19 protein-coding genes and 2 riboswitches are annotated in these 14,420 nt (G+C 40.5%); of the genes, 14 read left to right on the plus strand and 5 right to left on the minus strand.

Translation table 11 applies throughout. The features are described 5' to 3' along the window. Positions 1-9: 9 nt before the first annotated feature. A complete protein-coding gene (locus DFO72_RS05670; RefSeq protein ID WP_113881002.1) occupies positions 10-471 on the minus strand; it encodes an OsmC family protein in 462 nt (153 codons plus the stop codon). 116 nt (positions 472-587) lie between these two features. Next, a riboswitch (TPP riboswitch) is annotated at positions 588-698 on the plus strand. Positions 699-802: 104 nt separating this feature from the next. On the opposite strand from DFO72_RS05670, the gene DFO72_RS05675 reads away from it, so the two are divergent. The 12 genes from DFO72_RS05675 to DFO72_RS05730 all read left to right on the plus strand — a co-directional run bounded on the left by DFO72_RS05675 (position 803) and on the right by DFO72_RS05730 (position 9,486). After that, complete coding sequence (locus tag DFO72_RS05675) at positions 803-1,564, plus strand: 3-oxoacyl-ACP reductase (protein WP_113881001.1); 762 nt, start codon at positions 803-805, stop codon at positions 1,562-1,564. Positions 1,565-1,577: 13 nt separating this feature from the next. Further along, entirely contained in the window at positions 1,578-2,390 is an 813-nt protein-coding gene (thiM, locus tag DFO72_RS05680) for a hydroxyethylthiazole kinase (protein WP_113881000.1), read from the plus strand. A 12-nt stretch (positions 2,391-2,402) separates the two neighbouring features. Then, complete coding sequence (gene thiD, locus DFO72_RS05685; RefSeq protein WP_113880999.1) at positions 2,403-3,227, plus strand: bifunctional hydroxymethylpyrimidine kinase/phosphomethylpyrimidine kinase; 825 nt, start codon at positions 2,403-2,405, stop codon at positions 3,225-3,227. Beyond that, the gene (thiE, locus tag DFO72_RS05690) at positions 3,217-3,885 is read left to right on the plus strand and encodes a thiamine phosphate synthase (RefSeq protein ID WP_113880998.1); all 669 of its coding nucleotides are present in this window, start codon (positions 3,217-3,219) and stop codon (positions 3,883-3,885) included. The genes thiD and thiE overlap by 11 nt, the downstream gene beginning before the upstream one ends. A gap of 101 nt (positions 3,886-3,986) precedes the next feature. Continuing rightward, complete coding sequence (locus DFO72_RS05695) at positions 3,987-4,301, plus strand: hypothetical protein (protein WP_113880997.1); 315 nt, start codon at positions 3,987-3,989, stop codon at positions 4,299-4,301. 144 nt (positions 4,302-4,445) lie between these two features. After that, positions 4,446-5,201: an exodeoxyribonuclease III gene (xth, locus tag DFO72_RS05700; protein WP_113880996.1), complete on the plus strand. Its 756-nt coding sequence runs from the start codon at positions 4,446-4,448 to the stop codon at positions 5,199-5,201. Between the two features lie 85 nt (positions 5,202-5,286). Beyond that, positions 5,287-5,565 carry a hypothetical protein gene (locus tag DFO72_RS05705; protein ID WP_113880995.1) on the plus strand — a complete coding sequence of 93 codons (279 nt, stop codon included), beginning with the start codon at positions 5,287-5,289 and terminating at the stop codon, positions 5,563-5,565. 66 nt (positions 5,566-5,631) lie between these two features. Further along, positions 5,632-5,731: riboswitch (guanidine-I (ykkC/yxkD leader) on the plus strand. A 73-nt stretch (positions 5,732-5,804) separates the two neighbouring features. After that, complete coding sequence (locus DFO72_RS05710) at positions 5,805-6,137, plus strand: DMT family transporter (protein ID WP_071158943.1); 333 nt, start codon at positions 5,805-5,807, stop codon at positions 6,135-6,137. Continuing rightward, positions 6,134-6,448, plus strand: a complete 315-nt coding sequence (locus DFO72_RS05715; protein ID WP_113880994.1) for a DMT family transporter — start codon at positions 6,134-6,136, stop codon at positions 6,446-6,448. Before DFO72_RS05710 ends, DFO72_RS05715 begins: the two co-directional genes overlap by 4 nt. A 39-nt stretch (positions 6,449-6,487) precedes the next feature. Further along, the gene (locus tag DFO72_RS05720) at positions 6,488-7,558 is read left to right on the plus strand and encodes an undecaprenyldiphospho-muramoylpentapeptide beta-N-acetylglucosaminyltransferase (RefSeq protein WP_113880993.1); all 1,071 of its coding nucleotides are present in this window, start codon (positions 6,488-6,490) and stop codon (positions 7,556-7,558) included. A 668-nt stretch (positions 7,559-8,226) separates the two neighbouring features. Further along, positions 8,227-9,075, plus strand: a complete 849-nt coding sequence (locus DFO72_RS05725) for a hypothetical protein (RefSeq protein WP_113880992.1) — start codon at positions 8,227-8,229, stop codon at positions 9,073-9,075. Then, positions 9,076-9,486 (plus strand): HIT family protein, encoded by a 411-nt coding sequence (locus DFO72_RS05730; RefSeq protein ID WP_113880991.1) that lies wholly within the window; start codon positions 9,076-9,078, stop codon positions 9,484-9,486. It begins immediately after the preceding gene. Positions 9,487-9,519: 33 nt separating this feature from the next. Here DFO72_RS05730 and DFO72_RS05735 read toward each other — a convergent pair whose 3' ends face one another. Together DFO72_RS05735 and DFO72_RS05740 are read right to left on the minus strand one after the other, a co-directional pair. Beyond that, the gene (locus DFO72_RS05735) at positions 9,520-10,533 is read right to left on the minus strand and encodes an AI-2E family transporter (RefSeq protein WP_113880990.1); all 1,014 of its coding nucleotides are present in this window, start codon (positions 10,531-10,533) and stop codon (positions 9,520-9,522) included. A 20-nt stretch (positions 10,534-10,553) separates the two neighbouring features. Continuing rightward, positions 10,554-10,877, minus strand: a complete 324-nt coding sequence (locus DFO72_RS05740; protein ID WP_113880989.1) for a hypothetical protein — start codon at positions 10,875-10,877, stop codon at positions 10,554-10,556. A 116-nt stretch (positions 10,878-10,993) separates the two neighbouring features. Between DFO72_RS05740 and DFO72_RS05745 the strand changes: the two genes are divergently transcribed. After that, positions 10,994-11,839 (plus strand): SDR family oxidoreductase, encoded by an 846-nt coding sequence (locus tag DFO72_RS05745; RefSeq protein ID WP_113880988.1) that lies wholly within the window; start codon positions 10,994-10,996, stop codon positions 11,837-11,839. A 121-nt stretch (positions 11,840-11,960) separates the two neighbouring features. Here DFO72_RS05745 and DFO72_RS29850 read toward each other — a convergent pair whose 3' ends face one another. Beyond that, a complete protein-coding gene (locus DFO72_RS29850) occupies positions 11,961-12,293 on the minus strand; it encodes a hypothetical protein (protein WP_243856073.1) in 333 nt (110 codons plus the stop codon). A 163-nt stretch (positions 12,294-12,456) separates the two neighbouring features. Between DFO72_RS29850 and DFO72_RS05755 the strand changes: the two genes are divergently transcribed. Continuing rightward, on the plus strand, positions 12,457-13,599 hold the full coding sequence (locus DFO72_RS05755; protein WP_113880987.1) for a metallophosphoesterase: 1,143 nt from the start codon (positions 12,457-12,459) through the stop codon (positions 13,597-13,599). A gap of 25 nt (positions 13,600-13,624) precedes the next feature. On the opposite strand, the gene DFO72_RS05760 is transcribed toward DFO72_RS05755, so the two are convergent. Next, on the minus strand, positions 13,625-14,416 hold the full coding sequence (locus tag DFO72_RS05760) for a putative hydro-lyase (protein ID WP_113880986.1): 792 nt from the start codon (positions 14,414-14,416) through the stop codon (positions 13,625-13,627). Between the last annotated feature and the right edge of the window lie 4 nt (positions 14,417-14,420).

Here is a 14,420-nt window from a genome sequence, read left to right on the forward strand (position 1 = left end):
GTTTTTGGTTTATTTCGAAGTTTCTTTGGCATTTAGGATAGTTTCTTCCAATTCTACTTCTACATTTCCTTTAATCGCCCTGGAAATCATACAGGATGCTTCAGCTTTTTGCGCCAGCTTTCGCGCCAGTGAATGATCCCTTTCTGTCGCTCCTGCCTTTAGCAAGATAACAGGTCGATGAATAATTTTCTTATAAGTGATTACTCCTTTGGTTACATCCACAATTCCAATTGATTCCATCGTAAGGTTTTCTTTTTCGAGTTTGCTTCGTTCCATCATAGCGGCCAGGGTAATAATATAACAAGTTGCAGCCGCTCCCAGCAGCATTTCATCCGGATTTGTCCCGATTCCGGGTCCTTCCATTTCTGGCGGAATGGAGACCTTTGTTTTCAGCTGGCCTATTTCAATTTCTCCAACATCATTCCGAAGTCCAGGCCAATATGCTTTTAAATGGAATTGGTGTTCAGCCATTCTTTGATTCCTCCAAGTTATGTATTTCTAATTACACCTTAAAGAGGAACAGGCAGAATTGCAAGACTTTACAGATTCAACGTTTCAGGCTAAGATGAAAACAGCCAACTTAATAGTTTTACTGCTAGGGGTGCCCGATGCGCGGGCTGAGAAAGAAACCGGACTGTTTTTTACCCTTCGGACCTGATCTGGATCATACCAGCGTAGGAAAGTAGTAATTGCGGGGAACGTGTTCATTCTCTTAGATTATTCAGCCAGGTCCAATTGCGGATCTGGTTTTTATTTTGTTCTCAAAAACAGATGAATTGGCTATCAATAAGGAGGATTTTCTATGAATCTTAACGAGCAGATTGTCATTATTACAGGCAGCAGCAGAGGGTTGGGCAAAGAAACAGCAAAAGCATTCGCGAGGGAAGGGGCGAAAGTTGTCATTAACTATTTCAATAGCGAGGAAAAAGCCCATGATCTGCAGAAGGAAATTGGCGAAAAAGCCATTGCCATTCGTGCTGATATTCGGGACAAGGTACAAGTGAAATCCATGTTTCAAGAGACGAAGGAACACTTTGGAGGTCCCATTACAACCATAGTCAATAATGCACTGGTGAACTTTCAATTTGACCCTATTTCTAAAAAAGATGCAGGAACAATTCAATGGGACGATTACAAAAACCAGCTGGAAGGTGCAATTCTGGGAGCATTGAACACAGTTCAGGCAGGTCTTGAAGATATGAAAAAACAGGAGTTTGGCAGAATCATTTCGGTTGGCACCAATCTATTCCAGCATCCAGTGGTACCCTATCATGACTATACGACCAGCAAAGCTGCTTTATTAGGCTTTACCAGAAATATGGCGAATGAGTTGGGCCAATATGGAATTACTGCAAATATGGTATCGGGCGGTTTGTTAAAAATGACAGACGCCAGTGCTTCGACATCCAAGGAAGTCTTTAAAATTATTGAAAACTCCACTCCATTACGGAAAGTCACAGATCCTGCAGAAGTCGCTGATGCGATTGTCTTCTTCGCTTCTCCATGGGCAAGGGCAGTTACAGGACAAAATCTGGTTGTGGATGGCGGACTAGTTATGAATTAAAGGAGGATTTTAGATGAAGATTCAGGAGTTTAGCAGTCTATTGGAAAAAGTAAGAGAGTCAAACCCTCTTGTACATAATATTACTAATGTGGTGGTAACCAACTTTACTGCAAATGGCCTCCTGGCAATAGGGGCATCACCAGTGATGGCATATGCACATGAAGAGGCAGCTGACATGGCTAAAATAGCTGGTGCACTGGTTCTCAATATGGGAACACTGACTGAAAAAGAAGTAAAAAGTATGCTCATAGCGGGTAAATCAGCAAATCAGCATGGGGTGCCAGTCATTTTTGACCCGGTTGGTGTCGGCGCCACGGCCTATCGCACAGAAACAGCTAAAAGAATATTAGAAGAATTAGATATTGCCATCATAAGAGGGAATGCTGCAGAAATTGCCAACGCGGCAGGACAGAATTCGAGTATTAAGGGCGTAGATGCAGTTGAAGCAGCAGGGAACACTTCAGAGCTTGCTGAGTCGGCAGCAAAAGAACTTGGTGCAGTCACTGTTATTACAGGTAAACAGGATATCGTTTCAGATGGAAGATCTATTTATGCCATTAACAATGGCCATCCTCTTCTAACGAAAGTAACGGGTGCCGGATGTCTTCTTACTTCAATAATTGGCGCTTTCTCTGCTGTTGAAAAGGATCCTGTAAAAGCGGCAGTAACTTCATTGGTCGTTTATGGCTCTGCCGCAGAAATTGCAGCAGAAAAAACGGGTGGCAAAGGCCCAGGCACTTTCCAAATAGAGTTTTTGAATAGCTTATATAACCTTTCTGCTGCAGATGTTGAATCATATGGCTCTTTTGAAAAAATGATCGGATAGGAGGCATTATAAATGAAAGTGAACAAAGCTTTAACCATAGCGGGTTCGGATAGCGGCGGCGGCGCGGGCATTCAAGCAGACATAAAAACATTTCAGGAACTCGGTGTTTTCGGCATGTCTGCTTTGACTGCGGTAACAGCACAAAACACTAAGGGCGTTCAGGGAGTTTATCCAATGACAGCAGAGGCAGTTTCTGCTCAAATTCAGTCGATAGGTGAAGACCTCAGACCTGACGCTGTGAAGACAGGAATGCTTTTTAGTGCAGATATAATCGAGAGTGTTTCCAATGAAATTGTGAAATACGGCTGGAAAAATGTCGTCATAGATCCAGTGATGATTGCAAAGGGAGGAGCAAGTCTTCTTCAGAATGAAGCGATAGCAGCAATGAAAAAGCACCTTTTACCTCTCTCTATGGTGATTACCCCGAATATTCCAGAGGCAGAGGTTTTAACGGGCATAAGGATTCGTTCATTAGAGGACAAAAGAGAAGCAGCAAAAAAACTGCAGCAGCTTGGAGCGAAAAACGTCATCATAAAAGGCGGTCATGAAGAAGCAAAAGACATTGCAGCAGACCTTCTTTTTGACGGAGAAAGTTTTTCGGAATTTCGGAGCAGCAGAATACAAACAGCCAACACACATGGAACAGGCTGCACGTTTTCGGCTGCCATCACCGCTGGCCTCGCTGACGGTCATACCGTGCCAGAGGCTGTTGATCGGGCAAAAAAATTCATTCAGGCAGCAATTGAAAATGACTTAGGAATTGGCAGCGGTCATGGACCTACCAATCACTGGGCGTTCAATAGAAGGAAGAAGGAGACTGAGGTATATGGCTGTTAATCCGCAGGCAATGAAAAACTTATTAAAAGTATACTTCATAATGGGCAGCACAAATTGCCATCAAAATCCTGAAAAAGTCCTTCAAGCAGCCATCCAAGGAGGCGTTACATTATTTCAATTCCGTGAAAAAGGAGCAGGATGCCTTCATGGTAAAGAAAAGGAATCGCTCGCAAAAAAACTTCAGGCAATCTGCAAAGAGAGCCGTATTCCTTTTATTGTCAATGATGATATCGAATTGGCACTTAAAATAAATGCAGATGGCGTCCATATAGGCCAGGACGATGAAACAGCCGATACGGTCCGCAGGAAAATTGGCAGCAAAATCCTGGGAGTCTCAGTGCACAGCATGAAGGAAGCGGAAACAGCGATCCGTCAAGGCGCAGATTACCTTGGCATTGGGCCTATTTATCCGACATCCACAAAGGCTGATGCCAAAGCCGTTCAGGGACTTTCCTTTTTGACAGAATTAAGATCTGCTGACATCAAAATTCCGATTGTAGGAATAGGCGGAATTACTTTTGAAAATGCATCTCCTCTTATTGAGGCAGGAGCAGACGGTGTATCTGTCATTTCTGCAATCAGCCAGGCGGATTCGCCTGAAAAAGCAGCCGAGAAGTTATATGATGCAGTAAATAAAATAATGAGAAATGCCCATTAATTTGGGCATTTTTTATTGTATTGACGTTTGAAATACTAAGGTTTATCCCACTCTATTGAGAGTAGCTCACTAACATACAATAGAAACAGAGGGATGAACAATTGAAAAAGTGGATGGAATCAGGCCTCTATATTCAAGTGGCAGCCGTCATGCTGGTGGTCTATTATGGCTTCATTTCAGGACTTGTGGCTGCGGAAACTAAAATTGCTGAATTCGAAGGGGAAATAGAGGAAAAATATCGGCAGACTTCGGTTGATAATTACTTGAGCAACTTCAGCACGCATGAAGAATATTGGATTCGGCTGGATAATGGCAAATCCTTTGAGCTGACCGCATCATTATATGAAAGTATTAATCGGGGTGAAAAGGTCAAATTAGTGCAAATGAATGCCGGTACCATGATATTCAGGCAATAGAGCACCGCTTATGAAAGTATGCTGCATTTGCCCTTATTTTTGCTGATTGCCGTTCACGTTACAGTACTTTAACTGTGCAAGTATTGAAAATCCATGATAATGTTGTAATCAGACAGATTTTTAACATAAGGAGATATAATAGCAATGAAACTCGTTTCATGGAATGTGAATGGCATTAGGGCTTGTGTGAAAAAAGGATTTATGGATTACTTCAAAGAAGTGGATGCAGATATCTTTTGCATTCAGGAATCCAAACTGCAGGAAGGACAGATCGAGCTCATACTTGAAGGCTATCACCAATACTGGAATTATGCGATAAAAAAAGGATATTCCGGTACAGCTGTATTTACAAAAAAAGAGCCGCTCTCTGTTCGCTATGGATTGGGCGATGAGGAAACAGAAGCAGAAGGCAGGATTCTCACGCTTGAGTATGATGGCTTTTATCTTGTTAATGTCTATACTCCGAATTCACAGCGTGACCTGGCCCGCCTTCCTTACCGTCTTGAGTGGGAAGAGCGGATTCGGGAGTATTTACTCGGCCTGGATCAGATTAAGCCTGTGATCATGTGCGGGGACTTAAACGTAGCTCATTTTGAAATAGATTTAAAAAATGCAAAATCCAACAGGGGCAACTCAGGTTTTACTGATGAAGAACGTGAAAAAATGACCAGATTGCTGGGATCCGGGTTTATTGATGCATTCCGGTATAAATATCCTGAAGCTGAAGGAGCATATACATGGTGGTCGTATATGGCCAAGGTAAGAGAGCGAAATATCGGATGGCGGATTGATTATTTTATTGTGTCCGAAAAGCTAAAAGAAAGAATACTAGATTCACAGATCCACTGCGATATTATGGGCAGCGATCATTGCCCGGTAGCACTTGAATTGGAAATGTAAAGCGAAACCCCTGCCAAGATACAGGGGTATTGTTTTAGTAAAACAGGCAATAATTGAATTAACATAATAATAAAGGATTGGTTAAATGAACAAAACAGAGTTGCTGAAGCTTTTTGTTCTAATTGAAAGAATATATCCGCCTTTTCGGATCAAAAACGAAATCGTACATTATTATTTTAATTATTGCCGGGATTTCGACTATGAGATGGCTTTAACCTATATTAAAGGCCATATTAGGAGAAGTCCTTATCCGCCATCAATCAGTCATATTGCTTCCGTGTGCTCACTGCATTCTTTAACAGCTGAATTACCAGACAGCAGGATTTGGGAAAAAGAATATGTCCTTGCTAATCATGTGTCTTGATATCTATTCCCATTCATTATGATGGAAAAGCTACTTTTATTTTGTTATAATGCCAGTAAATCTAATAAAAAGGTTTTCTAGGGTTCCGCAGCACCTGCTGGCCTGGTCCGAGAGAAAACTCATAGCTATAAAAGCTATGCCACGGAAGGATAAAAGCCTGGGAGATACTGTTCATCAGATATCTTCCGGGCTTTTTTCTTTTTTCCGGGAATAATATTCGTTAAAAAGGGGCTGATTTCATGCAGTGGCTAAAGGTATTTATAGCCGCATTTTTTGAAGTGTTTTGGGTGATTGGGTTAAAGCATGCGGATGATCCATTATCATGGGCAGGGACCATTCTATGCATAGCAGTCAGTTTTTATTTGATGATAATGGCTGGCAAAGTCCTGCCTGTGGGAACGGTTTATGCTGTCTTTGTGGGCTTGGGCACTGCTGGTACAGTTTTATCTGAAATTATATTTTTCGGAGAGCCTTTGAAATTATCTAAAATAATTCTTGTTCTTATTTTATTATTAGGTGTTCTGGGCTTAAAGCTAGTGACAAATGAAGATAAAGGAGCTGAAAGTTCATGAGCTGGGTGTTTCTAATTTTGGCTGGCCTTTTTGAAATGACAGGTGTCACCATGATAAACAGCTGGCACAAAAAACGGAATTGGCAATCATTATTCCTCCTGATCAGCGGTTTTGGCGCCAGCTTCTTGTTCCTTGCCCTGGCCATGAAAGAACTTCCGATGGGTACAGCTTATGCGGTCTGGACTGGAATTGGTGCCGCTGGAGGAGCCATTCTTGGCATGATACTGTACGGAGAGCCCAAAGATGCCAAACGGATATTTTTTATTGCAATGGTATTAAGTGCTGCAATCGGACTTAAACTTGTATCTTAGATATATAATGGAATTAAAAATGATTTAGGCAGGTAGGAAATGAAAAAAAATACAATCGTTTTTACAGGGGGCGGCTCTGCCGGGCATGTGACTCCAAATATCGCCATAATAAATGAACTTTCCCAAGGAGAATGGGATATTCACTATATCGGATCTATAAAGGGAATCGAAAAAGAATTGATTTCTGAAGTGGATATACCTTATTACGGAATCAGCAGCGGAAAACTTCGCCGCTACATGGATAAAGAAAATGCAATAGATCTTTTTCGTGTGTTAAGAGGGATTATTGAAGCACGAAAGCTGCTTAAAAGGCTGAAGCCCAAGCTTGTATTTTCAAAAGGCGGATTTGTATCGGTCCCTGTTATTATTGCGGCAAGCTCATTAAACATACCAATTTATATACATGAAAGTGACCTGACTCCAGGACTTGCAAACAAAATTTCTCAGCGGTTTGCAGACAGGATTTTTACTTCATTCGATGAAGCTGCATCACATTTTCCTGCGAGAAAGACTACGGCCATAGGATCTCCGATCAGAAGGGAAATCTTCTCAGGTGATAAGGAGAGAGGAAGGGAGTTTCTTGGATTTACGTATGAAAGGCCAATTTTGACTGTAATGGGAGGCAGCCTGGGGGCTAAGAAAATTAATGAAACGATCAGGGAAGCACTTCAGGAGCTGACTTCTATATACCAAATTGTTCATCTATGCGGCAAAGGACAGAAGGATGAGAGTTTAATAAACATTAAAGGCTACAGACAATTTGAATACATTAGCAATGAGCTTGCTGATATTCTCGCCGCTACAGATACAGTTGTCACCAGGGGAGGATCCAATGCCATTTTTGAATTCCTTGCTTTGAAGCTTCCTATGCTCATCATCCCGCTAACCAAAAAACAAAGCAGGGGGGACCAAATACTAAATGCAGAATCTTTCTTAAAAAAAGGATTCTCCCTTACATTGGAAGAAGAAAACTTAACAGGAGACAGCCTGCTTGAATCCCTGGACAAACTTGAAAAAAGACGGGGACAAATCATCAATAACATGCAAGCCTCGCCAATGAGCGATGCACTAACTGTTTTGATAAAGGAAATTAACATACACCGCAGATAATCTTGAGTGGCGGCTTTTATATGGCCATGGAGAGGAAAATTCAGTGGCTCATTACCGAAGGGCCGCCCTGGAGTTTTCATGAAGACGTAAATTCAGTAGCTCATCAACAAATGGGCGCCATAGAGCCTTCATGAAGACGTAAATTCAGTGGCTCATCAAAAAATAGTCGCCATAGAAACTTCATGAAGACGTAAATTCAGTGGCGCACCAAAAAATAGTCGCCATAGAGCCTTCATAAAGAAGAAAATCCAGCTTTGAAAACTAAAAGATAAAAAGTTTGGAGTAATCTGGACTTTTGATATAAAAGAAAAGCTTGAAGAAAAAGGCCATCATCTGTAAGAAGAATTTAAGCTGCTTGAAGTGAGGCAGAGTGGTATTGAAAGAAGATCTTTGGATATTGTAAAATCGTAGGATATAAGCAAAACGGCAAAACGAAGATAGGGTTGCCAAGGCCACGCGCGTTAATAAGCTTGATTGATAATCAGAACCTAAAAGAAATGGCTTTAGATTTCGAGCAGCGCCTGATTGCCTGCCTGAATAAATCTGTTTAATACTTTTCCGGCACTAAAATAACCTCTTCAAACCGGCAAGCAGTTAATAATACTGTTTGTTTTTCTTTTTATGCATTACAATAATATGCGAATTCTAAATATTGTGAAGGTGATTCGATGGATACAAAATTAATTTTAATCGAGGGTTTACCTGGTTCAGGGAAATCTACTACTGCAAGATTGGTTCAGGAGGTTTTGATGCAAAACGGGATCGAATCAGAACTATTCTGCGAGGGTGATCTGAATCACCCGGCAGATTATGAGAGCGTTGCCTATTTTGAGAATGACCAGTGGCATCGATTGCTGGAAGATTACAGTGCATTTAGAGACCAAATTTTCGAAAATTGCATTCCGGAAGGTAATGGCTATTTATTGCGGTATAAAAAGCTTGGACCTGATATTCCAGACATATTTTATGAAAAGGTATATAAAAATGATATCTATGAGCTTCCTTTGGATCAAAATATGAAACTTATAATCAATAATTGGGAACGATTTTCCAAGCGAGCTGCCAGAGGAAAAAAAGTACATATTTTTGAATGCTGTTTTATACAGAATCCTGTTACAGTTGGTATGATTAAATATGGAGCTCCGCTAACAAAGGTTCGGAATTATGTACTGGCATTGGAAAAATCCGTGAAAATCCTGAATCCGATATTAATTTATATCAGTCAGGATAACCTTGACTTCTCTTTCAAGAAAGCGATAAAAGAACGGCCGCAATCCTGGTCTGATGGTTTTATCCATTATTATACCGATCAGGGATATGGAAAGAAAAATCTTTTAAGCGGGGCAGAAGGCACTTTAAAGGCTCTTAAAGCAAGGAGGCAGGCTGAAGAGGAAATCTTGAAGGAGCTGTCCATCCGAAAGGCTGTAATCAATAACTCTGCTTTTGATGCGAATTCACATAAAGCCGCTTTGGAGAAGTTGCTGATAAATCACCCTGAAAAGAAAGGAAAAAATTAAATGCCGTATCAGGATCATTGTCCTTTTTGCAGTCCGCACCAGGATCCTCATCAAAATATCATTTTTGAAAACAGCACTTGTTATTTTCTTCAGCACGATAAAGAACAGGACGTATTGGAGGGCTGCGGGGTCATAGTGCCAAAAGCTCACCATTCCGATGCCTTTCAGCTGACAGCTGAAGAGTGGAATGATACATATGAACTTCTGCAAAAAGCTAAGGATTATTTAGATAAAAAACATGCACCAGATGGATATACGCTTGGCTGGAATGTGGGCGATGCTTCCAATCAATCCATTCTTCACAGCCATCTGCACGTCATTCCCAGATATAATGATGAACCACACGCAGGTAAAGGGCTCAGGCATTGGCTGAAGCAGGCCGATAATAAAAGAGCGATTCTGAAAAGATAAAAAAAACACACAGCGGGACTGTGTGTTTTTAAATTACTGAATTTTCGGCGGATTGCTCTTGACTTCAAGAACATCCAGCATGAATACAAACACTGGTATACCGACGATTAATCCCCAAACACCGAAGAAATGTTCAGAGAAAATCAAGACTATAAAAGTATAAAAGACAGGTAAATCCGTTTTGGATGACATAAGCTTCGGATTTAAAATATACGCTTCAATGGCGTGGATCACCATAATGACAAGTACGATATAAAATACTTGGATGAATCCGCCGAGAGAATAGGCGATTGTACATAGCGGGACAAGCGAAATAATGACACCTGCTACAGGAATTAATCCCAGCAGGAAAATAAGAATTGACAATCCCATTAGCTGAGGAAAGTCCATGATCCATAATGCAAGTGTTGTCAGGGTGCAATTCACTGTGGCAATGACGAACTGCGCCTCGATTACTTTCCCGAATGTTTGCACAAATTTACTTCCGAAATACTCGATTTCATTATAAAAGTCAGAGATTTTGCTGTGTTTAAATTTCAAGGTGAATTCGATAAGTTTCGGTTTTTCGAGCAGGAAAAACAAACTAAGGATTAGAGACAGCAATACCTGGATCGCAATATGACTAATATCGGAAAAATATTGAAGCAGGAACGCAAAGCCCTGTTCAAGATATTTCGTAATTTCATTTGTTTCGAGCATTTGAACAATATATGTAATTACTATATTGTCATGTTTTTGGGTGTAAAAGCTTTCAACCTGTTTAAACAGCTGTGATATTTCAGATACAATTAGAGGGAGATACTTGATAATTCCTATAGAAAGCAGACCGATAATTCCCATATAAAGGGTTACGACCGTCAGTTTTCTATTCAGTTTAAATCTCGATAGGACAAGCTTCACAAGCCTATCCATCAAAAATGAAAATATAAATGTAATCAGAATTAAATTAATCATGCTCCTCAGCAGATAAAGAGCCAGGACAATAATTCCAAAAATAATAAATCGTTTGATGCCGTTATTATTTAAAAATGATTTAATCGTTTCCAACTTCATTCCTCCACACTTTTTTAAGTTTCTTTAAAATTTAATGAAATGCGGAGATAATTACTCTGGAACATATAAGGGGTCATGTATTCATTACTTCTGTGAATTGCACAGGAATTTAGCGCCTGAAAATAGATCCGGTATTCTTTATAATAGGTTAGCTTCGCAGTTAATTTTACTGCAGCTGCTAATGTGCTGCTAAATGCAGGGCTTTTTAGGGCAGGTGAATCAATAACAATGGCATTTCCCTTCAGATGTACATTGAAATCAATCGGCTCCTGGCTTTGCTGCACAGATGAAGACAAACCGGATACAAGCAGGAAAATGCTGAAAAATATGTGTGCCACCTTGTTCATCCTCTTATTATCAATATATTTACTATTTTATAATACTTTTTCATTTAATTATATATCTATTTACAGGCGATATGGAAAAATTCATTACTAAGAAAGGATGATGATAGTTGGATAGGAAAAATGCTGCTATTACAGGCTGTTCCAGCGGGTTTGGAACCTTAATGGCCATTGAACTGGCTAAGAATAATTTTCAAGTTATTGCCACAATGAGAAACACGAATAAAAGCAAAATATTAATGGAGAAAGCTAGACGAGAGGGAGTTCATGAACAAATTTCCATTCATGAATTAGATATCACCTCATCCTCATCTATTGAAAGTTTTAAAAACCTGATCCTTCAATTGCCTTCAATTGATGTTTTAATCAACAATGCCGGCTATGCAGGGGCAGGATTTGCGGAAGAAATACCGCTGGAGGATTATAGAAATCAGTTTGAGACAAATGTTTTTGGAACGTTTGCAGTAACACAGGCGGTTCTGCCATTTATGCGGAAACAAAGAACAGGAACCATCTTAAATGTGAGTTCCATCAGCGGGAGAATCGGGTTTCCAGGCTTATCGCCATATGCCGCATCAAAATTTGCTGTAGAAGGGTGGAGTGAATCACTTAGACTTGAAATGAAACCGTTTGGCGTAAATGTTGTGCTGATTGAGCCAGGATCATTCAGGACAGGCATCTGGACAACAGGGAAAAAGATTGCGGAACCATCCTTGAAAAAAGACTCACCTTATTATCCATATATGTCAAAAATTCAAAATTACCTTGATCAAGGCGAGCCCTTTTATGAAGATCCGCTAATCGTAGCGAAAAAAGCAGTAAGCATTCTCAGGGAAAAAGAACCTGCACTCAGGTACCCGGTAGGAAAGGGGGTACGAACAAGAATACGCCTGAAAAACGTGCTGAACTGGAAAAGCTGGGAGAAAATCATATTAAAAACTCTCTACAAAAAATAGTAGTTACTATCAAAGTCAACTGGTTTAAAACACCAAACTTTATTTTACTGCTGGGCTGATTGGAGCGGAGGATACTTGACTCCGGCGGGAGGAGGATCTCATGCCTCCCGCGGAAAGCATATTAAATAATAAACAAATACGCAGTAATAATTATTCCAACAATAAAAAAAGCAAAAGTCCCTGCTAGAAACGGATTGATATTAATGAAAAAATCCGCTCTTTCTTCTTCGTTCATATGAGTCATCATATTTAGCTTTGAATCAGCAATCACATTATTTGTCCAGGCATCACCCTGTGAAAAAGCAAATAGGCTTAATGCAAAAAGAATAAAGCTGCTGTAGGCCATGGTATCAAGCAGAGGCAAGTGAAAAAAAAGTGAAACACCCGCTGCTAAAATTGATTCTAAAATAAAGAACAACAATGCCCAAACCCAGAATTTTTTTTGTTTAACCATGCAGGACCTCCATTTTCATTTTCTTTTATAACGAATAAAACGATAAAAAGTTTCAAAATTTTCCTTTTTTTCTTCTTTTTTCATAAGCCCCCAATCTCTGATTAATTTTCTTGCATCGAGAGAAAATAAGAGAACTTATCTTTGATCATCTGGGGGAGATGGAATGAAAAAGGGAATGAAAAAATACTTAATCACGCTGTTATTATTCATAGCCCTGCTGATTGTCTGGAACCAGACGGAAGCTGAAGTATCCGGACCGCCAACCATCCATCTGCGCCTGATGGAAACCACTGATTTGCATGGAAACATGATTGGTTATGATTACGAAGACCGCAAGAAAACAGTGGAGTTTGGGCTTTCAAGAACGGCCAGCTTGATTAAACAGGCAAGAAATGAGTCTCCTAACTCCCTTCTATTTGATAATGGGGACATTCTTGAAGGAAACGGACTCGATGAGTATGCCTATAGAAGCCATCCGCTTGACATGGCTAATGTCCATCCTGTCTTTAAAGCCATGAATACCTTGCTTTATGATGCTGCGACGGTGGGAAATCATGAATTTAATTACGGAATTGATTTTATGGAAGAAAGCCTCAGGGGAGCTAACTTTCCTTATGTCAATGCCAATATATATGTTGAAGACAGCAATCAGCTCGATGAGGATGATTTGAATTATTTTAATCCCTATACCATCATAGAGAAAGAAGTAACAGATACATCAGGGGAGAAGCATAAGCTGAAAGTTGGTGTCATTGGCTTTATCACACCGATTGTTGCAGAATGGAATAAAGAGTATTTTCACGGAAACCTTAAAGTGAAAAATATAAAGGAAACTGCCGAGCATTTTATCCCTATTATGAAAAGTAAAGGGGCAGATATCATTGTGGCTCTTGCGCATACCGGTCTCCAATCCGATAAAGGACTAGATGAAAAAAAGGGCAATTCAGTTCATGCCCTCAGCAAAGTTAAGGGATTAGATGCCATTCTATTCGGTCACAGCCATTCTGTTTTTCCTGTTAAAGATGAACTGCAAAAGCTGCCTGGCATTGACTTAGAGACTGGTACCATTAACGGAACGGCTGCTGTCCAGGCTGGATATTGGGGCAATCATCTTGGTCTCATCGATTTGAAAATTGTATTCCAGGATAGCGAATGGAAGGTGAAAAGCAGTCTTTCGTCGATCAGGCCCGTTTACCGGACAATTAATAAAAAAAGCAGGGAAGTCATTCCCGCAGACCCAATAATTGAACAGATTATGAAAAAGGATCATCATGATGCCCTGAATTATTTGAAAAACAAAAAGTAAAAGGCGCCCACTGGACGCCTTTTTCCTATAAAACCGAAAACTCCTCATTTTTCAAATCAGTAATAAACATATGTCCCGGAGCATGTGTAATTATAATCTCCGGCTTCACATGCATGGCAACTGCCTGAGGTGTGACCCCGCAGGCCCAAAAAACCGGTACCTCTCCATCTTTAATGGTCACAGCGTCTCCAAAATCAGGGCGTTGAACATTGTTAATGCCGATTGCTTCAGGATTTCCAATATGGACAGGGGCCCCATGGACAGATGGGAAGCGGCTTGTCACCTGTACAGCTCTAATGGCTTCCTTCTCTGTCATCGGACGCATACTCACTACCATTGGTCCTTCAAACCGGCCTGCACCCACACATCCAACATTGGTTATATACATCGGGACATTCCGATTTTCCTCAATATGGCGTATAGGGATATTATTTTTGAGCAAGGCGTCTTCGAACGTAAAGCTGCATCCGATCAGAAATGCTACCATATCATCATTCCAATAAGATGTTATGTCTGAAAGTTCCTCAGCGAGCTCTCCGTTTTTATATACCCTGTATTTTGGCAGGTCGGTTCTAATATCAGCATTGGGAGCTGACAGGATTGGCACGGGTGAACCTGGTTCAGTCACATCAATGATTGGACAGGATTTAGGATTACGCTGGCAGAAAAGCAGAAATTCAAAGGCCAGTTCTTTTGGCAATATAGCCAGATTAGCTTGAATAAAGCCATTAGCCATTCCTGCAGTTGGATTATTCCAATCCTGGACACGTATCAATTTGCGCGCTTCATCGGGATTCAATTGAGAAGGGGAGTTCATATGA

This window comes from Cytobacillus oceanisediminis (assembly GCF_004366035.1).
GTDB classification, from domain to species: domain Bacteria; phylum Bacillota; class Bacilli; order Bacillales; family Cytobacillaceae; genus Cytobacillus; species Cytobacillus oceanisediminis_C.